Source organism: uncultured Erythrobacter sp. (genome assembly GCF_947499705.1).
In the GTDB taxonomy this organism is placed as follows: Bacteria; Pseudomonadota; Alphaproteobacteria; order Sphingomonadales; family Sphingomonadaceae; genus Erythrobacter.
In genome coordinates this window covers 17,249-36,490 of sequence record NZ_CANMPJ010000002.1, presented here as the reverse complement: position 1 = coordinate 36,490, position 19,242 = coordinate 17,249, and the positions used below count along the sequence as shown (strand labels likewise).

21 protein-coding genes are annotated in these 19,242 nt (G+C 60.2%); 10 read left to right on the top strand and 11 right to left on the bottom strand.

The genetic code is table 11. The annotated features are described in order from the left end of the window. Nucleotides 1-2 precede the first annotated feature (2 nt). The 3 genes from Q0837_RS12945 to Q0837_RS12935 are packed head-to-tail and all read right to left on the bottom strand — an operon-like array spanning nt 3 to nt 2,899. Complete coding sequence (locus Q0837_RS12945) at nt 3-1,016, bottom strand: efflux RND transporter periplasmic adaptor subunit (protein ID WP_298470027.1); 1,014 nt, start codon at nt 1,014-1,016, stop codon at nt 3-5. Nucleotides 1,017-1,037: 21 nt separating this feature from the next. Continuing rightward, entirely contained in the window at nt 1,038-1,787 is a 750-nt protein-coding gene (locus Q0837_RS12940) for an ABC transporter ATP-binding protein (RefSeq protein ID WP_298470025.1), read from the bottom strand. Further along, the gene (locus Q0837_RS12935) at nt 1,784-2,899 is read right to left on the bottom strand and encodes an ABC transporter permease (protein WP_298470023.1); all 1,116 of its coding nucleotides are present in this window, start codon (nt 2,897-2,899) and stop codon (nt 1,784-1,786) included. Before Q0837_RS12935 ends, Q0837_RS12940 begins: the two co-directional genes overlap by 4 nt. Nucleotides 2,900-3,026: 127 nt before the next feature. Here Q0837_RS12935 and Q0837_RS12930 point away from each other — a divergent pair, with 127 nt between their 5' ends. Together Q0837_RS12930 and ftsH are read left to right on the top strand one after the other, a co-directional pair. Next, nucleotides 3,027-3,668 carry a TetR/AcrR family transcriptional regulator gene (locus tag Q0837_RS12930; protein WP_298470021.1) on the top strand — a complete coding sequence of 214 codons (642 nt, stop codon included), beginning with the start codon at nt 3,027-3,029 and terminating at the stop codon, nt 3,666-3,668. 114 nt (nt 3,669-3,782) lie between these two features. Next, nucleotides 3,783-5,744 (top strand): ATP-dependent zinc metalloprotease FtsH, encoded by a 1,962-nt coding sequence (gene ftsH, locus Q0837_RS12925; RefSeq protein ID WP_298470019.1) that lies wholly within the window; start codon nt 3,783-3,785, stop codon nt 5,742-5,744. A gap of 63 nt (nt 5,745-5,807) precedes the next feature. Here ftsH and Q0837_RS12920 read toward each other — a convergent pair whose 3' ends face one another. The 3 genes from Q0837_RS12920 to rpoZ form a co-directional block, all read right to left on the bottom strand. After that, the gene (locus tag Q0837_RS12920) at nt 5,808-7,082 is read right to left on the bottom strand and encodes a DUF3667 domain-containing protein (RefSeq protein WP_298470018.1); all 1,275 of its coding nucleotides are present in this window, start codon (nt 7,080-7,082) and stop codon (nt 5,808-5,810) included. Between the two features lie 90 nt (nt 7,083-7,172). Continuing rightward, nucleotides 7,173-7,904, bottom strand: coding sequence for a ParA family protein (locus Q0837_RS12915; protein ID WP_298470017.1), 732 nt, complete (start codon nt 7,902-7,904; stop codon nt 7,173-7,175). 211 nt (nt 7,905-8,115) lie between these two features. Beyond that, nucleotides 8,116-8,460: a DNA-directed RNA polymerase subunit omega gene (gene rpoZ, locus Q0837_RS12910; RefSeq protein WP_298470016.1), complete on the bottom strand. Its 345-nt coding sequence runs from the start codon at nt 8,458-8,460 to the stop codon at nt 8,116-8,118. A gap of 107 nt (nt 8,461-8,567) precedes the next feature. On the opposite strand from rpoZ, the gene Q0837_RS12905 reads away from it, so the two are divergent. Next, nucleotides 8,568-9,752 (top strand): phosphatidylserine/phosphatidylglycerophosphate/cardiolipin synthase family protein, encoded by a 1,185-nt coding sequence (locus Q0837_RS12905; protein ID WP_298470015.1) that lies wholly within the window; start codon nt 8,568-8,570, stop codon nt 9,750-9,752. A gap of 3 nt (nt 9,753-9,755) precedes the next feature. Here Q0837_RS12905 and Q0837_RS12900 read toward each other — a convergent pair whose 3' ends face one another. Further along, nucleotides 9,756-11,264: a replicative DNA helicase gene (locus tag Q0837_RS12900; protein WP_298470014.1), complete on the bottom strand. Its 1,509-nt coding sequence runs from the start codon at nt 11,262-11,264 to the stop codon at nt 9,756-9,758. 138 nt (nt 11,265-11,402) lie between these two features. Between Q0837_RS12900 and Q0837_RS12895 the strand changes: the two genes are divergently transcribed. Genes Q0837_RS12895 through Q0837_RS12885 form a run of 3 tightly spaced genes read left to right on the top strand, consistent with a single transcriptional unit; the run spans nt 11,403 to nt 13,066 of the window. Next, nucleotides 11,403-11,909, top strand: coding sequence for a UPF0262 family protein (locus Q0837_RS12895; RefSeq protein ID WP_298470012.1), 507 nt, complete (start codon nt 11,403-11,405; stop codon nt 11,907-11,909). A 6-nt stretch (nt 11,910-11,915) separates the two neighbouring features. Continuing rightward, nucleotides 11,916-12,638: a glycoside hydrolase family 25 protein gene (locus Q0837_RS12890; protein WP_298470010.1), complete on the top strand. Its 723-nt coding sequence runs from the start codon at nt 11,916-11,918 to the stop codon at nt 12,636-12,638. Then, on the top strand, nt 12,617-13,066 hold the full coding sequence (locus Q0837_RS12885; RefSeq protein ID WP_298470008.1) for a cytidine deaminase: 450 nt from the start codon (nt 12,617-12,619) through the stop codon (nt 13,064-13,066). The genes Q0837_RS12890 and Q0837_RS12885 overlap by 22 nt, the downstream gene beginning before the upstream one ends. Here Q0837_RS12885 and Q0837_RS12880 read toward each other — a convergent pair. The 3 genes from Q0837_RS12880 to Q0837_RS12870 form a co-directional block, all read right to left on the bottom strand. Then, nucleotides 13,063-13,764, bottom strand: a complete 702-nt coding sequence (locus Q0837_RS12880) for a DUF4197 domain-containing protein (RefSeq protein WP_298470006.1) — start codon at nt 13,762-13,764, stop codon at nt 13,063-13,065. The genes Q0837_RS12885 and Q0837_RS12880 overlap by 4 nt on opposite strands. A gap of 106 nt (nt 13,765-13,870) precedes the next feature. Further along, on the bottom strand, nt 13,871-15,007 hold the full coding sequence (locus Q0837_RS12875) for a M14-type cytosolic carboxypeptidase (RefSeq protein ID WP_298470004.1): 1,137 nt from the start codon (nt 15,005-15,007) through the stop codon (nt 13,871-13,873). Continuing rightward, on the bottom strand, nt 15,004-15,636 hold the full coding sequence (locus Q0837_RS12870) for a DUF4136 domain-containing protein (protein WP_298470002.1): 633 nt from the start codon (nt 15,634-15,636) through the stop codon (nt 15,004-15,006). Before Q0837_RS12870 ends, Q0837_RS12875 begins: the two co-directional genes overlap by 4 nt. Nucleotides 15,637-15,748: 112 nt before the next feature. Between Q0837_RS12870 and galE the strand changes: the two genes are divergently transcribed. From galE to Q0837_RS12855, 3 genes are all read left to right on the top strand, one after another. Continuing rightward, nucleotides 15,749-16,762 (top strand): UDP-glucose 4-epimerase GalE, encoded by a 1,014-nt coding sequence (galE, locus tag Q0837_RS12865; RefSeq protein WP_298470000.1) that lies wholly within the window; start codon nt 15,749-15,751, stop codon nt 16,760-16,762. A gap of 87 nt (nt 16,763-16,849) precedes the next feature. Next, the gene (ykgO, locus tag Q0837_RS12860) at nt 16,850-16,975 is read left to right on the top strand and encodes a type B 50S ribosomal protein L36 (RefSeq protein ID WP_007165381.1); all 126 of its coding nucleotides are present in this window, start codon (nt 16,850-16,852) and stop codon (nt 16,973-16,975) included. Between the two features lie 107 nt (nt 16,976-17,082). After that, nucleotides 17,083-17,685, top strand: coding sequence for an HAD family phosphatase (locus Q0837_RS12855; protein WP_298469998.1), 603 nt, complete (start codon nt 17,083-17,085; stop codon nt 17,683-17,685). A gap of 407 nt (nt 17,686-18,092) precedes the next feature. Here Q0837_RS12855 and Q0837_RS12850 read toward each other — a convergent pair whose 3' ends face one another. Beyond that, nucleotides 18,093-18,434, bottom strand: coding sequence for a hypothetical protein (locus Q0837_RS12850; RefSeq protein ID WP_298469996.1), 342 nt, complete (start codon nt 18,432-18,434; stop codon nt 18,093-18,095). 188 nt (nt 18,435-18,622) lie between these two features. Between Q0837_RS12850 and Q0837_RS12845 the strand changes: the two genes are divergently transcribed. After that, nucleotides 18,623-19,177 carry a helix-turn-helix domain-containing protein gene (locus tag Q0837_RS12845; RefSeq protein ID WP_298469994.1) on the top strand — a complete coding sequence of 185 codons (555 nt, stop codon included), beginning with the start codon at nt 18,623-18,625 and terminating at the stop codon, nt 19,175-19,177. Nucleotides 19,178-19,242: the final 65 nt, after the last annotated feature.

Here is a 19,242-nt window from a genome sequence, read left to right as displayed (position 1 = left end):
ATCTATTCCCCGCTCGCTGGTTGCTGTGCCGGTGTCTCTTCGCCCGACGTCTTGGCCGGGATGAAAGCGTCGACTTGCTGGCCGACGCGGAACGCTTCGTTCTGCGGGAGCGCGTAGATTACCTGCAGCACGCGGACATCGACCCGCTCGGCTGCCGTGTTGGTAAGCTGCCGCTTTGGCACGACTTGCGGTTCGGCGCGGACGAACTTCGCCTTCACTTGGACCTCAGCAGCGCCGCGAGGGGAGACAGTTGCATCTGCGCCCAGATCGACGCGCGCTGCCTCGTTTTCGTCGATATCGACACGGACATGCAGCGGGTTGGTCTGGCCCATCTGGATGAAGGGTGAGGCGTTCCCGCCGCCTTGCGTCGCGACAAATTCGCCAGGCCGAATGTTCACTGCCAGGATCTCGCCCGAGATCGGCGCGCGCACGACCAGTCGCTCGATTTCGGTGCGAGCACTCGCGGCTGAAGCCTGTGCTGCGGAGAGACGAGCCTGCGCGACCTTCAGCCTACTGGCGGCAGCGGCAGCTTCGCCTTCGGCGCGGATCACTTCGGAGCGGCTGACCGCTGCGGGATCATCGAGATTGCGGAACAATGCCAGCTGCTGACCAGCAGTATCGCGAGCCGTACGCGCTTCGTTGATCGCTGCCCGGGCCTCGGCAATCGCGGCGTTGGCCTCTTGCAGTCGAGCGCGGGCGGCGCGGCCATCGACTAGAAACAGTGGCTGGCCCTTCTCGACCATGTCGCCTGTCTGGACGCGCAGATCGGTGACCAAGCCGGATAGTGCCGAACCAATATCGATGATTTCGCTGGCCGGTTCTACCAGACCTGCTCCTGCAACGCGGGCCGAATTGGCGAGCTCGCCAGTGGCCTTGGGCGGCTGCTTGTCCGGCTCGGTCGTCTCCCGGTCCGGCAGATCGCTGAAGATATAGATCGCCGCACCGACGATACCGATCAGCGCGATGATCGGCAGTACCTGGCGCGAAAAGCTGAAGTTTTGGGGAAGGAGGGCCATTGTTTGTGTCCGTCTTGGGGATCAGTGGTCGTCCGGCATTTCGGTGCCGTCATGGGTGACGCGGCCGTCCTCGAGCACGAGGATGCGGTCGGCGAGATCGAAGATACGGTTGTCGTGGGTCACGATGATGCAGGCGCGATCGGGGGCGACGGCGACTTCGCGAAGCAAGTCCATCACCCGGCGGCCCGAATTGGCATCGAGTGCGGCAGTTGGCTCGTCGCACACCACCAGTCGCGGCTCGTGAACCAAAGCGCGGGCGATGGCGACGCGTTGCTGCTGACCGCCAGATAACTGGTTGGGGAGCTTATCCGCCTGATCGCCGATATTGAGCTTTTCAAGCAGTTCCTTCGCCTTGGCGCGGGCTTCCGCGATCGGCACTCCCTTTGCGATCAAGGGCACGGCGGCATTGGCGGCAGCGTCGATCGAAGGGATCAGATTGTACTGCTGGAAAATGAAGCCGATATTGTTGAGGCGGAAATTGACCAGTTCGGTGTCTGACAGGCTGTAAATGTCGGTGCCGAACACTTTCACTTCGCCATCGGTCGGCCACAAGATGCCGCACATGATGGAGATCAGCGTGGTCTTGCCCGATCCGCTCTCGCCGACGACGTAAGTCATCTCACCTGATTTAATGTCGGTATCGATGCCGTGCAGCACGCGGATGGTTGACTGACCCGCCTGAAAATCGCGCACGATCCCGCGCGCGCAAATCGCGGCTTCCGGTGCGCAGCCTCCGATGGCGCTTGTGTCCATGGTTTCTATCTCGCTCACCGGAACACCGCCGCAGGTTCAGTGCTGAGCACGCTGCGCAAGGCGATCCAGCCCGTGATCGCGAGGATCACAATGACCGACACCAGACTGACCAGCGGTATCTGCCAGGGGATATAGAACCCCTTGAAGAACGGATTGCCTGAAAAGCCCCATAGGAAAAGGACCGTTCCGATCACTCCGAAGGCATAGCCGATTGCTCCCACCAAAGCCGCTTGGGAGGCGACCATGCCCACGATCTTGCGGTTGGTGACACCGATGGCCTTGAGCGCGCCGAACTGCTTGATGTTGTCGCGGATGAAGAGGCTGAAGGTCAGCCCGACAATCGCAACACCGACCACGAAGCCAAGCACCACCGTTATCCCGAAGTTCGTCGGGATGCCGGTGTTTTCGATGATGAAGTCGACGCCGGATTGGGCAAAGTCTTCGCGCAGGACAGCTTTCAGTCCTGTCTGCTCTTCGATCCGGGCGGCAACCTCTGTGGCGGAGGAACCTTCGCTCACACCGGCAAGCACAAAGCTCAGTCGGTTGCGCGTACCCGGCACGTAATTCAGCGCGCGGCTGTATTTGGTATAGAGCGTGACCTGACTGGTGAAGCTAGGGATGGAGTCGGCCACGCCGCGGATGACCGCGCGCTGGTCGTTCAATTCGAGCCGCTGATCGATCGGATCGAGGCCATTCTCGAACAGATTGCCGATGCCGACATCGTCGATGATCACAGAATCCGGCTCCGACAGGACGTCTTTCGATCCTTCGACCATACGCTCTGGCAGGCCGATCAACGTCGCGTCGTCGACACCGATGATCGCCACACCTTCGAGATCGCCAGTGCTGGTGCGAACTGCAGCGGCTGCGCGCAGGTGAGGAACAGCCCATTCCACGCCGCGCACTGAGCGCACTTCGTCGAGCGCGGTCGATGGCATTTCAAACTTCACGTCAGTGGTGCGACTGACTGGGTCCATCACCCAGATTTCCGCTTCGGGCGCGTTGAACACGCCGCTGGCGCCGCGTTCCACCAGGTTCACGAAAATGGTCAGCTGCTGCGTGATCAACAGTGTCGAAAAGGCGATGCCAAACAGCAAGCCGTAGAATTTCTGACTATCGCCCGTCAGCATTCTGATCGCAATCCAGAGCACGTTGGGGAACCTTTGCTTGGGGGAAGGGGTTGCTTTGGTAAGGTAGAGAGATCAATATTGAACGGTCGCGTTTAATTGAACGGAGCCGTTCACTTTGTCAAGTAGCTTGTCACCCAACGTCAAAAAGCGGCTCGGTCGGCCTTCCGATCAGGCCAAGCGCGAGGCGATTGTCGAAGCCGCCGCGCAGAGTTTTATGAACGTTGGATTCGCGGCCACGTCGATCGAGCAGGTCGCTGCCGATGCGGGCGTATCCAAGGTTACGATCTACAATCACTTCGGCGACAAGCGTGCTCTGTTCGTCGCGGCTGTTGAGCGCGAATGCCAGAAAATGCGCGGCTATTTTACAATCGACGTGATGCCCGCCGGATCGATTCGCGACCGCCTGACCACAATCGGCAAAGCCATGTTCGCATTCCTCTCACGCCCCGAAATGATCCAGTTCGAACGCCGCATTGCAGCCGAGACCGAAAGCGAGCCTGCGGTTGGATTTGCGTTCCTCGAAGCGGGGCCTTGGCGCATGAAGGAGGACTTCAGCGCTTTCTTGCAACATGCGGCAGAATGCGGCGAACTCAATGTCGACGACACCTATCTGGCCGCCGAACAATTCGTCTCGATGTGCAAGGGAATGGGCGATCTGGAGCACCGCTTTGGCTCTCAGGTCTCCAAGGAAGACAGCGAGAAACGCATTGCCGGGGCAGTCGATGTTTTCCTCGCTGCCTATGCAGCCGAACCGGCCCAGCACGCGTAGATCGATAAATCGCACTACTGTGTTCGGAAATTCGCACCAAACACTCGGCCCCGCATTATCTTGCCATTCACCCGTGCTCTCCTACATTAGCCGGGTGAGAAAGGAACTATCCGCATGAGCGAGCAGAACGATCCGCAACAAGAGCCACCCGAGGGTCAGAACCCGTGGGTGAAGCAATTGATGATCTGGGGCGGCATTTTCCTCGCGCTGCTGCTGGTGGTTTCCCTATTCGGCAATGCCGGGCAGAGCACCGGCACGTCGATCACCTATTCGGAATTCCGCGACGCTGTGACCGAAGGCAAGGTCGAAGAAGTGCAGTTGGGGCAGGACCTCATCACCGGCACGCTCAAGAATAACGAGCCGTTCTCGACCATCCCGGTTCCGACAGACACCAAGATTACGGAACTGCTCGAAGAGAACGACGTCAAGTTCTCGGGTAAGGAACGCGATCAGCCCAATATGCTGCTCTACATCCTGATCCAGTCGTTGCCCTTCATTCTGATCCTCGGCATCGCGTTCTTCGCGCTGCGGCAGGTGCAGAAAGGCGGCGGAGGCGGCGCGATGGGCTTTGGCAAGTCCAAGGCCAAGATGCTGACCGAACGCTCTGGCCGTGTGACCTTCGACGATGTCGCCGGTATTGATGAAGCGCGCGAAGAGCTGGAAGAAGTCGTCGAGTTCCTCAAAGATCCGCAACGCTTTTCAAAGCTCGGTGGTCAGATTCCGAAGGGCGCGTTGCTCGTCGGCTCGCCCGGTACTGGTAAGACACTGCTCGCCCGCGCGATCGCAGGCGAAGCGGGTGTACCGTTCTTCACGATCTCGGGTTCGGACTTTGTCGAAATGTTTGTCGGCGTCGGCGCGAGCCGCGTGCGCGACATGTTCGAACAGGCCAAGAAGAACGCGCCGTGCATCGTCTTCATCGACGAAATCGACGCCGTCGGCCGTTCGCGTGGCCATGGACTCGGCAACTCGAACGACGAGCGCGAGCAAACGCTCAACCAGCTGCTGGTCGAGATGGACGGTTTCGAAGCGAACGAAGGCATTATTATTGTCGCGGCGACCAACCGCCCCGACGTGCTTGACCCTGCGCTGCTGCGTCCGGGCCGGTTCGACCGCCAGGTTGTGGTGCCGATTCCAGATATCGATGGCCGCGAGAAAATTCTCGGCGTTCACATGAAGAAGGTGCCGCTGGCTCCCGACGTGAACCCGCGCACTATTGCGCGCGGCACGCCGGGTTTCTCAGGCGCCGATCTCGCCAACCTCGTCAACGAGGCAGCCTTGCTCGCAGCGCGTCGTAACAAGCGCCTTGTCGCGATGCAGGAATTCGAGGACGCGAAGGATAAGGTCATGATGGGCGCAGAGCGTCGCAGCATGGTCATGACCGACGATGAGAAGAAGATGACCGCCTATCACGAAGCGGGCCACGCGCTGGTCAGCGTCAACGAAGAGGCGTCGGACCCGATCCACAAGGCGACCATTATCCCGCGCGGCCGTGCGCTGGGCATGGTGATGCGCCTGCCGGAACGCGACAATTACTCATATCACCGCGACAAGATGCACGCGAACCTCGCGGTCGCGATGGGTGGCCGCGTCGCCGAAGACATCATCTTCGGACACGACAAGGTATCGTCCGGTGCGTCGAGCGATATTCAGTATGCGACCGATCTGGCGCGCAACATGGTCACCAAATGGGGCATGAGCGAGAAGCTCGGGCCGCTGATGTACGAGCAGAGCCAGGAAGGCTATCTCGGCATGGGCCAGACCTCGCGCACGATGGCCGGTGCAGAAACCAACAAGATGATCGATGCCGAGATCAAGGATCTGGTCGAAGGCGGTCTGAAGCGCGCCGAGGACATCCTGAAGAGTCAGGAAGACAAGCTTCATCTGCTCGCGCAAGCGTTGCTCGAATACGAAACGCTGACCGGCGATGAGATCACGACCCTGCTCGACACCGGCAAGATCGACCGTCCGGATGAGCCCAAGGGACCGAGCATCACTCCGCCGACCCATGGCTCCGCTATCCCGAAAGCGGGCAAACGCTTTGGCGGCAGCGGTGATGAGGCCCCGCAGGGGGCCTAAGGCTTAGAACTTGCGAAATTGAAGGCGTCCGGAGGCGATCCGGGCGCCTTTTTCGTGCGCGGTTCAAAATGCGCCCAGTACCAGTAGCGCTTGCAGGAACAGCACCAGAATTATGATGATGCACACCAGGAGCACCAAGAAGCGCCAAATCGTCGAGAAACGCGAAAGGTCATAGGTGTGCTTCAGGTGTTTGTAGACATGCAGCGGGGCGACTGTCGCGAAGATCGTGAATGCCCAGCCTCCTGTGCCGTCGAGAGAGCTAGCGGCGAGCAGTGAGATCACAATGAACAAGAGCGACATGAAGCTAAGCGAGTAGGTCACGAAAATGGCGTGATCGTATGCCTTGAAGCGCCGTCGCCAGGCGAATGTCAGCCAAACGAACGGGATTGATAGCGGGATCAGCAACCAGCTGAATTTATAGCCATTCGCCTGGAGCTTGTAGAGCATCAGGCTAGGGTTCTTGTTCCACTTGTCCAGGAGTGAATCCAGAAAACCGACGCCAGTCTCGGAAACCTTCAGGGAACCATCTTCCGTTGTGACGAAGAGATTCGCATCTCCAAGCTGCTGCAGACGCGTGATGCCATCTTCAGCCGATGCGATCTCTGCTGCCAGGTTGGCTCGTTCGGAAGACCCTTCGGGCAAAGTTTCCAGCCTCGCTTTTGCCGCGCTTAACTGGTCCTCGCCCGCCGCCTCTAGGTCGCCGAACAACTCTGTTTCGCCCGAAGCCAGCATACGAGTGAGATTTTGTCCGCGCGTTTCGAGCAAGGCGAGATCGGATTCCAGCCCCTCGCGGCGAGTCTCCAGTTCCGCTCGGCGAGCCTCATCAAGATCGGGTTTGGCCAGTTCTTTATCGACCTCCGCGATTTGCGCCGTGACTACGCGGCTCTCAGCTTCGACCATGTCCGTGACCTGCGCACGGGTGTCGCCAACAAGATCGGTTGGTGCGGTCAGCCCGACTGCCTGGAACACCGCAAACATCGCGAACACGCTGAACAGGAACATCGCCATCGGACTGACGAACTTGGCGCGCTCGCCATCGATATAGCGGCGGGTAAGCTTGCCCGGTTTGAAAACCAGCAGAGGCAGTGTGTGCCACAGCTTTCCGTCGAGATGGAGCACGCCGTGGATCAGATCGTGCATGATCGCCGATATGGTGCGGTGGATGTGGCGCTTTTGCCCGCAATCGGGGCAATAGGTCGCAGTGACCGTGGCCCCGCAATTTGAGCAGGCAGTGGGGTCGGCTGAATGTCCGCTGCCTTCCCCATGAGCAGGTTCGACCGCGCGTCCAGCCAGCGCGCCTTCAATCGCTCCACCGATGCCTTCGGTCACATCGCTCATCGAAACAGGCCCCTTGTGCTGCAAAGCCCATAAGCCGGGCAGCGGCTGCGATGCAATGCGCCGTCTGTGCTGAAGCTCTATTCGGAGCGCTTACTTCTTTGCGAGCTTGCGTTCGATCGCGGTCCACAATTGCGCGAAGCCACGCGCGGCTGGTGAACGCGGCGCGAACTCACCGACCGGTTTACGCTCGACTGCGCATTGCTCGATTGCGCTGGCGAGCGGGATGACGGGCCATTTCCTGTTGGCCTCGCGCGCCTCGCGGTGCAGCGTCCGGCGCATGTCGATCATCGACAGGACCGGCAGGATGGGAGGATGGCTTTTGCCGCTGCCCCGCACTTCCTCGACCACCTGATCAAGCGCCCGCGTCGAAAGCGGCGATGGCGGTAGCGGAACAATCACGAGGTCGGCTGCGCGCATCACCTGCGTGCTGATTTCGTTGAGCACCGGCGGGCAATCAAAGATGATGCGGTCATATTCCTTGGTCAGCTGCTCGGTCAGCTTGGCCAGCCGTTTCTTCTTGCCGATCCGGTCGAATTGCCGCCCGAGCGTCCGGATGCTCTCATCGGCGGGAAGCAGGTCGAGATTGGCGTAATCGGTTTTCTGGATCAGCTTGGATGGCTGGCGATCAGCCGAGAACACCGATTCCGCTGTGCGCTTCTTCTTCGGATCGACGCCGAGCAGATAGCCCGAACCATTCGACGCATCGAGGTCCCACAGCAGAGTCTTGCGGCGCGAAATGCTGGCGGCGCACCAGGCAAGGTTGACCGCAAAGGTCGTTTTGCCGACGCCGCCTTTCACACTGTAGATCGCAATCGATGCCATGGTGTTCGCTATTAAGTCCTTCGCCGATCAGCTTTATGACGGTTTGGTTACAAGAGACGGTGTTACACGCACGGCAAATTCAGGCAAGACCTGCGATGCCGCGTTAGAATAGTGTCACGTCGCGCACGAAAAAGGCCGCCAAAGTGGCGGCCTTTTCCAAAACGGGACAGTTTCTGTCTCTTGCGCTGGCGGCTGGGCCTGCGCCGCAAAATCAGCCTTCGTAGTCGGCCCCGATCGAGGTCGAACGGGTCGGCGCCGATGCGGTGATGCGCAGCGCTTCGGCCGACTGGCTCAGCGAACCGATGTCATCCGCTTCGTCTTCATCGTCCGGCAGAATCTTCTGCAGGCCGGTTACGAGCGACTCGCTCAGTTCCTTCGGCTTGATGGTCTGTTCCGCAATCTCACGCAGAGCCACAACCGGGTTCTTATCCCGGTCGCGTTCGAGCGTCAGTTCGCTGCCACCGGAGATCTCACGCGCACGCTGTGCGGCAAGCAATACGAGGTCGAACCGGTTGGGAACCTTGTCGACGCAATCTTCAACGGTAACGCGTGCCATCGTGGGCCTCTTGAATCTGAATTGTCTGAAAGAGCGCTGCACCTAGGCACGAGGGGGCGCAGAGTCAAGAAATTGCAACTTCGCACGCAGTCGCGCATTGGCTGATTATGGATATGGGAAATGCCCCCGACCCGGCCACGACGCCGCAAAGCGATTATCAGGATGCGGATAGCTTTCAGCTGGAGGCGCAGGGCCATGCCTTCACGTTTTATCCGCGCGGCTCGGATCGTCTGGCGGCCCTGATCGACCACATCGAATGCGCGCAGTGTTCAGTCTATGTATTCTATTACATGTTCCAGCACGACCATGCGGGAACACGGGTAAGGGACGCGCTGATTGAGGCCGTGAAGCGCGGTGTGGAAGTCCACCTGATCATAGATGCTTTCGGCAGTGACGCGCCCGATCACTTCTTCGACCCGTTGGTCGAAGCGGGCGGGCATTTCTCGGTCTTTTCGCCGCGCTGGAACGTTCGATACCTGATCCGTAACCACCAGAAATTCGTGATCGCCGACGGGGCCCGAGTGATGACGGGCGGCGCGAACGTGTCCGACCAATACTACGATACGCCCGAGAACAACGGCTGGTGCGACATCGGCGTCGCGATCGAAGGTCCAGTTGTCGATCGGTTCGTCCGCTGGTTTGCTTTGCTGCGTGCCTGGGTGGAAGGCGAGGGGTCTCAGTTTCGCCTGCTGCGCCGCATGGTGAAAAACTGGGATGCGGGTGATGGGCCGGTGCAATTGTTGGTTGGCGGCCCTCTGGTTCGCCGCGGCAATTGGGCCTGGCGCTTCAGGCAAGACCTCACCAAAGGGCGAAAGCTCGACACGGTCAGTGCCTATTTCTCGCCGCCGCGCAGCCTTCAGCGGTTGATGGCGCGGATTGCACGGCGGGGCGAGGCACGGATCATCACCGCTGGCAAATCGGATATAGACGCCACCATCGACGTCGCGCGGCTGCTCTATAAGAAGCTGCTGCGTGCAGGCGCCGACATTTACGAGTACCAGCCGAGCAAGCTGCATATGAAGCTGCTGATCGTCGACGATGTCTGCTATTTTGGTAGTGCCAATCTCGACAGACGCTCAATCAGGATCAATGTTGAGTTGATGGTGCGGGTCGAAGATGCGGCTTTGGCGAGGCGCCTTCGCGAATTCGTTGATCATCTCGAAGCGGCGAGCATCCACGTAACCGATGAGTGGTATGGCGAGCGCGCAACTCTGTTTAATCGGTTTCGCTGGACGATCAGTCACCTGATCGCATTGGCCGATTATCGGATTACGCGAACGCTCAACGGCTGAGCTCTACTCATAACCCCAATCCGAATAGTCTTTCATATTCGGCGAGGTGAACTTGGTGAACTCGCTCTGGAACAGCAGCGGGACGTTGCCGGTTGAGCCGTGGCGTTGTTTGGCGATGTTGACCGAGGCCTTGTTTTTCAGTTCCTCGTATTTCTCTTCCCAGGCGCGATACTTTTCGACCGCTTCGACGCTGCTCGCTTCGGTTGGGAAATCGGGCTTGATCGCCTCGAGGTAATAGTCGTCGCGGTAGACGAACCAGACCATATCGGCGTCCTGCTCGATCGAGCCGGACTCTCTGAGGTCGGACAGCATCGGGCGCTTGTCCTCACGCTGCTCGACTGCACGGCTGAGCTGCGAGAGCGCTATGACCGGGACGCTGAGTTCCTTGGCCAGTGTCTTCAGACCACGGCTGATCTCCGAGATTTCGTTGACGCGGTTGTCATTGGCGCGGCCAGAGCCCTGCAACAATTGCAGATAGTCGACCACGATCAGCCCGATATCGTGCCGTCGTTTCAGACGCCGCGCGCGTGTCCGAAGCGCGCCGATGGTGAGTGCCGGCGTGTCGTCGATATACAGCGGCAATTCGGCAAGCCGCTGGCTTGCAAAGCTGAGCTTCTGAAAGTCATCCCGGCTCATCTTACCGCTACGCAGCGCCTCGGAACTAATCTCGGCCTGCTCGGCGAGGATACGTGTGGCGAGCTGGTCCGCGCTCATTTCAAGGCTGAAGAAAGCTGCTGGAGCGCCATAGTTGAACTCGCCGCCATCGCGCTGCCACTCGAGATGCGCTTCCGCGCAGTTGAACGCGATATTGGTGGCGAGCGAGGTCTTGCCCATACCGGGACGTCCGGCGAGGATGATCAGGTCGGATTCGTGGAGGCCCGATGTTTTCTGGTCAATCGAGTCGAGGCCGGTCGTCTTGCCCGACAGGCCCCCGCCCGAATTCATCGCGGCTTCCGCCATCTTGATCGCGGTCAGCGCCGCATCGCGGAAGCTGGCGGCCTCGCTGCCGGTCGCGGCCCCTTCGGCAACCTTGAACAGGTCGGCTTCGGCCTGAGAAATCCGGTCCATCGGATCGACTTCTTCCGAGGTATCGAGTGCCCCTTCGACCAACCCGCGCCCCACGCTTACGAGTTCGCGCAGCAGTGCCAGATCGTAGATTTGCTGCGCCAGTTCGCGCGGGGCGAGCAAGCCTGCGCCGTTGGCCGTGAGCTGCGCGAGGTAGCTCGTGCCGCCCAGTTCCTTCAGCGCTTCATCGGCTTCGAAATAGGGGCGCAATGTCACCGGCGATGCGGTCGCGTTGCGCTCGATCAGCGTGAGCACCCGCTCAAAGATCCGATCATGCAGCGGCTCAAAGAAATGATCTGGCCGGATCGGCGTTTGCAGCTCTTCGATCACGCGATTGTCGATCAGGACCGCGCCCAGAAACGCCGCCTCGGCTTCGAGATTCGAAGGCAATTTGCGTGCGGTCGTCGAATCGCCTTCGACGAGTTGGAGCTTTTCAGGTTCGGCCATGGGCGCCTGATGCTCTTACAAACCCGATTAAGGCAACCGCTTTTGGAGGTTAATTTTTTTGCGGACGCTGTGGATAGCGGGGATGGTTGTCGGAAGAGCTTGAAGTGCAACCCCGCCATCTGCGAAGGCGCGAATGTCATGGTCGAAATACCGCCTGATTCCGCGAGCTCGTTTCGCATTGCCCACATCGCTCTCGATGAAGAGACGATCCTGTGGCGCAATGCCGATGTCGAACAGGAACGGCGCGTCGCGATTTACGATCTGATCGAGGAAAACACGTTCAAGCCGGTGCGCAGCGCGGAGCGGGGTGCGAATGGCCCCTATCGCTTACAATTGGCAGTGCGCGACGGACGGCTGGCAATGGATATCAGCGATACCGACGAGGATTTGCTTGAGACGCTGCTGATTGGGCTGGCGCGTTTCCGCCGTCCGATCCGCGAGTATTTTGCAATCTGCGATTCGTATTACCAGGCGATCCGCAAGGCGACCCCGTCGGAGATCGAGACGATCGACATGGCCCGGCGCGGCATTCACAACAATGCGGCCGAGCTGCTGCAGGAACGGCTCGAAGGCAAGGTCGAGACCGATTTTGCCACCGCGCGGCGTCTCTTCACGCTGATTTGCGTGCTACACATCAAAGGCTAGGCACAGATGGCGCGCAGACGATCAAGCCGCAAAAAGGGCGGCACGCTGCGCCGCTGGATTTGGCGCAGCATCGCATTGCTAGCGCTGGTCGGCATCGCGTTCGCGGCCTGGTTCTGGTGGGACATGCGCACCTGGCGCCCCTCCGAAGAACTGTATCCCGAGCAAGGCGCTGTCATCCCGAGCGAGGTGAACGGGATCAATTTCACGACGCTCAAAGCCGTCGGAGCGCAGTTCGCCTATCTCGACCTGCAACCAGCCTCGCGTGCGCTGGATGATGATTTCGCCAGTCGGTTTGCGCAGGCGAAGGAATCGGGGCTCGAAGTGGGAGTGGTCCTGCTGTTCGATCCTTGTCTGCGGGCGGATCCGCAATCGAAGCGATTTACCCGGATGGTGCCGCGCAATGCGAAACTGCTTCCTCCCGCCATCGCGCTTGAGGCGACCGGTGATCAATGCGCCGAACCGGTGAGCGATGCGGCGGTCGAAAGCGAACTGCTGACATTGGTCAACCAGATCGAGATGCACGCCGGGAAGCCGGTGGTGCTGAAGCTGGGCAAGGCGTTCGAGCAGCGCCATCGCACCGCGCGGAGCCTGGCACGCGACCTGTGGCTGACGCGTGACCGCGCACGCCCCGATTACGCGCCGCGCCCTTGGCTGCTATGGAGCGCCAACAGTCAATTGGTGAGCGAGGCGGCTGAGGAGCCGCTCGAATGGGTGGTGGTGCAGAGATGACGTTGGATGAGAAGACCGAAGCGAAGCTGATTGCCGCTGCACACGAAGCAGCAGGTCACGCCTACGCGCCTTATTCGGACTATCAGGTCGGCGCGGCGCTGTTGTTCGATGATGGCGCGGTGATCACCGGCAGCAATGTCGAAAATTCCAGCTATGGTCTCGCTCTGTGCGCAGAAACGGTCGCGATTGCGCGGGCGCTAGGCGAAGGACGCCGCGGCGGTTTGCAAGCGGTCGCGGTGGTTGGCCCCGAGGACAAAGGCGATGGTTCGCCGATCACGCCATGCGGACGCTGCCGTCAGGTGGTCAACGAGCTTGCACAGCTCGGCGGCACCGATCCGGTGGTACTGTGCGTCGGTTCCGATGAAGTGCGCCGCGTCGCGCTATCGACGCTGTTGCCGCACGCTTTCGGTCCAGCTCATCTCGCTTAGCTGCCGAGGATATCGCCTAACGCGCCGCCGAGATTCTTGAGCGGGTTCTTGCGGAATGTGCGCTCTTCACTGCCGACATAAGAAAAGATGCCGTCGAGCCCCTGATCGGTGACAGACCGGTTGATGCTTTCCCGGTTCAGCCCGGCCGCACGGATGAAGCTGTGCTTCTCGGCGAGGCCGTCGAATTGCTCATAGACGCCGACTTTCTCCAGCGCGCTATCAACCAGCGGTTCGAGTTTCGTATGCAGCGCATCGTTCGATGACTGACGCAGATACTGCGTGCCGCCATCGTCTTCGCGGATGATCCCCGGCGCGTCGCTGAAGGAGAGGTTGTCGATCGCGTCTCGGAAGATTGGCTTGGCTTCACCCGCTGCCACACCCGCCGCGTCGTTGATGTTGCGCGTAAGGCCATCGAGGATGCCGAGTCGATTGCCAGCATTCAGCAATCCGCCGAGCAATCCTCCACTGCTCTTCCCGACAATCGGTAGCCCGATGCGAACGTCTTTGTCATCGTAAAACGCGCCGGGCTTCGCCAACTTGTCGAGCGCGCTGTCGGTCGCCTTGCCGAGGATCGAGGAGAGGCCAAGCTTGCCCAGTCCCTGCGCGTTGGCTGCTGAAGGGAGCAATGCGAACAACCCGGTCGCGCTGGCTCCTGCAATCAGGGTGCGGCGATTGATGCGATATGTGTCCCGGTTCATGGCTTGTGTCCCTCTCAATTTGTGCAGAGGGAATATAGCACAATTCCGGTCGCAAAGCTGAACCCGGCTGCCTGAACTTGTAAAAGCTCGTTACCGGCAGCGCGTCCTATTCGGCATCCTCCAACCACTCCACCAGCGCAGCAAGACAATCGCGCGCCAGCAATTTGCAACGCTCTGGTGACCAGCCTTGCTCGGGCTCGGGGAAGTCGGCGAGATCCTTGTACGGCATCTCCAGCGTCATCGCGCAGGTGCCGAAGCGTTCGGCGACCTGATTGGTGCTGATGCCGAGATTGGCGCGTCCTGCCGGGGTTTTGGGGTAGCCCAACTCGGTCTGAAAATCGGGTGTGCGACGATCGAGGATGTGCTGGTAGCGATAGTATTGCTCGCCCAATTCGTCGGTCCAACTGGGTATGCCTTCGAACCCGGCAAGGAACACCGCCGGGATTGCTTCATCGCCGTGAACATCCATCGCAAAGTCGACGCCCGTCCGGTCCATCGCACCGCGAATGGCGAGCACTTCGGGTGATTTGTCCGCTGACGGTTCGGCCCATTCGCGGTTGAGGTTGGTGCCGACCGCGTTGGTACGCAAATGCCCGCGCCGCGATCCATCGGGGTTGCAGTTGGGCACGATATGCAGGCGGCAATGCTTGCGCAGCGCACGCGCAACCGGGTCCGAGGGATCGGTCAGGCACTCCAGCGCGCCTTCCATCCACCATTCAGCCTGCGTTTCGCCGGGGTGCTGGCGCGCATAGAGCCATACCTGCTTGTCGCCTTCGCCCATCTCCAGCATGTCGAGCGGTTGGCCATCGAGCGTGGTTGTAAGACGGACGAGATCGACGCCTTCGCTCGCAGCGGCTTCGGCGACGAGATCATGATGCCGCTCCAACGAATACGGCGCGAAATAGGCGAAATAGGCCACGCTCGATGCAGGCGTGTAGTGGATCGTCAGCGTGCCGTCTGCTTCATCCTTGTCGAAGGAACTGGCCGCGCGTGCCCAATATTCCCGATCTTCCGAGACGCAGGCGTCATAGTTGGGCCAGCCACCGGGATAGGCGCTTTTTTTAAGACCGGTCAGCTTGAGCGTAACCTCTTCGCCAGCCGTACAAGTCACCCGAAAGTGAAACCACTGGGCAAACTCGCTCATGTGGTCTTTGGGGATCGCCAGGCGCGCCGTGCGTCCTTCGACAGCCAGAACCTCTATATTACCGCTGTCGAACGCAGCGTCGATGGAAATGTCGTTCATTGGGTTCCTTCAAGCTCATCGACCGCGATGGTTACGGTCTCGCCGTTGCCGCCGGGAAAGTCTTTGAACAGGGCAGCGGCCAGCGCATTGGCATTGGCTGCGGCCGGCGCATAGGGGGAATCGAGGCTTGTCGCCAATTCGGCCCGCCCTTCCCACAGCGTTGCGCCGCTGGAGCGGGAGGAAATGCGCACCGAAAGCTGGGTTACTTCGCGCGGGCCGTTACCACCGCCGCCCAGATTGATGCCGATGCCCAGACCGACGCCGGAACCGAAAGAGCCGGTCCCGGCGCTTCCACCGACGGTCACAGGTGAGCGCCTGCCTGCGCCATCGATCTGGCTGCGTTCGATCCGGACCGTGGCCACCTGATCGGTCGCATCGCCGCCAGCGGGCTGATAGCCAAGCTCTCCCAGCTGCGCCGCGACGGCATCGCGGTAGAGGCTGGTGCGCAGGTTTTCAGGAGTGGTGGGATCGACAATAGTCGCAATCGTGCCCGAGCCAAGCCCCGCCGGATCTTCCGCCAGAAACCGGGTGACTTCGACCGGGCCGGTATACGTTCCGGCGCAAGCAGGCAAAGCAAGCACGGTAAGTGCAGCGGCGACAACGCGTAAGCGGGGTAGGGGGTACGGCATGGAAGGTTCCTCTCGTGCCCGACCTATATAGAGCCGGCGGCAGTGTGCAAAATGGAGCATTGCATACGATTTCCGTAATTCATCCGTGATTTTTCTCTGCTAGGGGCGCGCCATGTCTGAGAATAGCAAACCCTCCGTACTGGTGACCGGCGGTGCCGGATATATCGGCAGCCACGCTGTGCTGGCCCTTGTCGATGCGGGATGGCCTGTGGCCGTGATCGACAATCTCACCACCGGTTTTCGTTTTGCGGTGCCCGATGGCGTGCCGCTGTATGAAGGCGATATCGAAGATGCCGCGCTGCTCGCGCGCATTTTCGAAGAGCAAGGGACACGGGCGATCATGCATTTCGCCGGATCGATTGTGGTGCCTGAAAGCGTCGAAAACCCGCTCAAGTACTACTCGAACAACACGGCAAGGAGCCGCGCGCTGATTGAAGCGGCGGTGACAGCTGGCGTGCCGCATTTCATCTTTTCCTCGACTGCCGCAACCTATGGTGTGCCCGAGGTTTCGCCGGTGCGCGAAGATACGCCGCAGCGTCCGATCAATCCCTACGGCTGGTCGAAACTGATGACCGAGCAGATGCTAGGCGACACGGTCGCGGCGCATCCGATGAATTATTGCGCGCTCAGGTATTTCAATGTTGCCGGCGCCGATCCACGCGCACGCTCGGGCCAGTCGACGGCGGGGGCGACCCATTTGATCAAAGTTGCGGTCGAGGCGGCATTGGGCAAGCGCGACAGCGTCGCCGTGTTCGGCACCGATTACGATACGCCCGATGGCACCGGGGTGCGCGATTACATCCATGTCAGCGATCTGGCGGCGGCGCATGTGCTCGCGCTGGAGGCGCTGATCGAGCAGCCCGAGCGCTCTCTTACGATGAATTGCGGCTATGGGCGCGGCTTCTCCGTCCTCGAAGTGCTCGATGCCGTTGATCGCGTAACCAACATGACGATCGAGCGGAAAATGGAGCCTCGGCGTGCAGGCGATCCTGCTTCATTGATTTCCGACCCATCGCGGATTCGTGAAACCCTGCCTTGGCAGCCGCAGCATGCCGATCTCGACACGATCATCGGCCATGCGCTCGCGTGGGAGCGAAAGCTGTCCGAGATCAGGGGAAATGGTTGACGAATCTGCGCTCCCACCATATGTGCCCGGCAGAAATTCCGCGCGTCGGACCGATTCCGGCGCGCTTTGTTATTTGAGAGACATTCGATGAAGATCCGCAACAGCCTCAAGTCGCTGAAGAACCGCCACCGCGATTGCCGCGTCATTCGCCGCCGTGGTCGCACCTATGTCATCAACAAGACCAACCGTCGTTTCAAAGCCCGCCAGGGTTAAGTGACGTGTTGATTGCGTCCGGTTAGCCGGACGCTTGCAGCGGCCCGCCTCCATCTGGAGCGCGGGCCGCAGTCATTTGGGGCTATGGCTTTTCAGGAGTGTGCGAGTTGCAAAAAGCGGTTGTGTTCGATGTCGGGCGGGTGCTGTTTCATTGGCAGCTGCGCGCGCTGTTCGAGAAGCTGATAGAGGACGAAGGCGAGCTCGACTGGTTCCTCGCCAACGTCGTGACTGAGGAATGGCACTTTGAGCATGATCGGGGCTGCCCACTCGCCGAGATGGTGCCCGAGCGGATTGCTCAATTTCCGGACTACGAGACGCATATCCACGCCTACGCGACGCGCTTCAATGAAACGGTGCCCGGTCCGGTCGAGGGCTCTCATGACATTGTGCGCCGACTGCATGCTAGCGGCGTGCCGTTGTTCTGCCTGACCAATTTTGGGCACGAATTCTGGGCAACTTTCCGCCCGACCGAACCGATCTTCGACCTGTTTGAGGATATCATCGTCTCCGGGACAGAGAAGGTCGCAAAGCCTGAGGCGCGCATCTACGAGATCGTCGAAGAGCGCAGCGGCAGGCCGGGGGAGGCGCTGTTCTTCACCGATGACAATCCCGACAACATCGCAGCCGCCAAAGCGCGCGGGTGGGATGCGCATTTGTTTACGGGTGCAGGGGCACTGGAAGCGCAGTTAAAGGGCGCAGGGTTCTTGTGAGTCTTTGATTTCCGCAGCGCATCCGCGCCGCGATTTCCTCGCTCATGCGACCTAAAGGTCGCGTCGCTGCGGGCGGGCGGTTGCCCTTGCGGTCGCTTCGCGACCGAGCTCCGCGTCACGATAGCTAGGTTGCGCTGGATCGCCGCCGCAGGCGTCGCAAGCGCGACTGCGCGCCCGAGCCTATGCGAGGAGAGCCAAGGCGGACGGATGTCCGCCGCCCGGCGCTTGAGGGCGAAAACAACCACTCCGAGGAATTCGAACGCCGGATGGCGTGCGGAAAACAAACACTCCCAAAACAAAAACCCCCGGTGCAGCCTGGGGATGCTGCGCCGGGGGTAGATAGGGCCGCCCGATGTGGAGAGTTATCGGGCGGTCACGGTATTGGTCGGCGTAAGGGGCCTAAAGCCTCAGTTGCCGTTGCACTTCGCCAGCTTGTCCGCTTCGAGCTCTTTGCCCTTGGCGACGAAGCTCTTCACTTCGCCGAACTCACGGGCGAGGCCGCGGCAGATGCGCATTGGGCGCGAGGTGCCTTTGTTGGCAACGCAGGTTTCACCCTTGCATGCCCATGCGACGCCGCCTGCGACGGCGCGGCTTTCGTCAGCCGGAGCCGCGAGGGTAGCGGTGTAGTACGGGCCGGTCTTGGCTTCGGCGGCGACAGGGGCAGTCGCTGCGCCGAAGGTCAGGCCGGTGTAAACCAGCGCCATGGCGAAAACGGTGAAGCGGCCGGTGCGGGGGAGGGAGAGGGTCATCGCATTGGTCCTTTCTAGGGTCCTTCTGGGGAGTTTCGGTAACTCGTATTGTGCAGTTCTAAGTTTCTTTTCGAAACCAGTTGCGAATCACTACCTATGTGATTAGGTTTCAGGTTGCAACTAGAAACTGAAATTTTTTTGGTCCTCGCGCCGAAACAGGTTAGAAAGGTTGCGGGGAAAGGACTGATATGGGCGATATAAGAGAACCACTACGCGAACTGATCGAGTGCGGATTGCCGCAAGCTCTTGAAGTCATGGGTGAACGTTGGTCATTCATGATTCTTCGGGCGAGCTTTAACGGGCTCAAGCATTTCGAGGAATTTTTGAGCGAACTCGGAATCGCTCGCAATATTCTGTCGAACAGACTCGCGAAACTGGTCGAACACGGCATCCTGAAACGCGAACCGTGCGAGGATGACCGGCGCAAAATCGAATATCGACTCACCGACAAAGGCTTCGATCTGCTCCCTGCGATGATTGCGCTGCGGCAATGGGGCCAGAAATATGGTGCCGAGTTTGTGGCTGAAGATCCGGTGCTAGTGGATCAGGCAGACCGCCTGCCGATCGGACCGGTTTCGATCCTGGCGCATGATGGCCGCATCCTGAGCCATGAAGACCTCTGGATGGTCCGCCGCGCCGATGTCGGCAAGCGCACCGATGGCACGATCGCCGAATGCTGCGGAAAACTGCATGCTGGCGACGTGGTCGATCTGGAAAACGCCAAGAAGGCAGTGGCGGGCTAACAGGCGGTTCGGTACGAGCGGTCATTCACCGCCGTATTCGAAAATTGGGCAGGACCCCGCCACCC

Coding starts and splice junctions, on each gene's coding strand:
- Q0837_RS12945 (WP_298470027.1), bottom strand. CDS start 1,016: ATGGCCCTCCTTCCCCAAAACTTCAGCTTTTCGCGCCAGGTACTGCCG.
- Q0837_RS12935 (WP_298470023.1), bottom strand. CDS start 2,899: ATGCTGACGGGCGATAGTCAGAAATTCTACGGCTTGCTGTTTGGCATC.
- ftsH (WP_298470019.1), top strand. CDS start 3,783: ATGAGCGAGCAGAACGATCCGCAACAAGAGCCACCCGAGGGTCAGAAC.
- Q0837_RS12920 (WP_298470018.1), bottom strand. CDS start 7,082: ATGAGCGATGTGACCGAAGGCATCGGTGGAGCGATTGAAGGCGCGCTG.
- Q0837_RS12915 (WP_298470017.1), bottom strand. CDS start 7,904: ATGGCATCGATTGCGATCTACAGTGTGAAAGGCGGCGTCGGCAAAACG.
- rpoZ (WP_298470016.1), bottom strand. CDS start 8,460: ATGGCACGCGTTACCGTTGAAGATTGCGTCGACAAGGTTCCCAACCGG.
- Q0837_RS12905 (WP_298470015.1), top strand. CDS start 8,568: ATGGATATGGGAAATGCCCCCGACCCGGCCACGACGCCGCAAAGCGAT.
- Q0837_RS12900 (WP_298470014.1), bottom strand. CDS start 11,264: ATGGCCGAACCTGAAAAGCTCCAACTCGTCGAAGGCGATTCGACGACC.
- Q0837_RS12895 (WP_298470012.1), top strand. CDS start 11,403: ATGGTCGAAATACCGCCTGATTCCGCGAGCTCGTTTCGCATTGCCCAC.
- Q0837_RS12890 (WP_298470010.1), top strand. CDS start 11,916: ATGGCGCGCAGACGATCAAGCCGCAAAAAGGGCGGCACGCTGCGCCGC.
- Q0837_RS12885 (WP_298470008.1), top strand. CDS start 12,617: ATGGGTGGTGGTGCAGAGATGACGTTGGATGAGAAGACCGAAGCGAAG.
- Q0837_RS12880 (WP_298470006.1), bottom strand. CDS start 13,764: ATGAACCGGGACACATATCGCATCAATCGCCGCACCCTGATTGCAGGA.
- Q0837_RS12875 (WP_298470004.1), bottom strand. CDS start 15,007: ATGAACGACATTTCCATCGACGCTGCGTTCGACAGCGGTAATATAGAG.
- Q0837_RS12870 (WP_298470002.1), bottom strand. CDS start 15,636: ATGCCGTACCCCCTACCCCGCTTACGCGTTGTCGCCGCTGCACTTACC.
- galE (WP_298470000.1), top strand. CDS start 15,749: ATGTCTGAGAATAGCAAACCCTCCGTACTGGTGACCGGCGGTGCCGGA.
- ykgO (WP_007165381.1), top strand. CDS start 16,850: ATGAAGATCCGCAACAGCCTCAAGTCGCTGAAGAACCGCCACCGCGAT.
- Q0837_RS12850 (WP_298469996.1), bottom strand. CDS start 18,434: ATGACCCTCTCCCTCCCCCGCACCGGCCGCTTCACCGTTTTCGCCATG.
- Q0837_RS12845 (WP_298469994.1), top strand. CDS start 18,623: ATGGGCGATATAAGAGAACCACTACGCGAACTGATCGAGTGCGGATTG.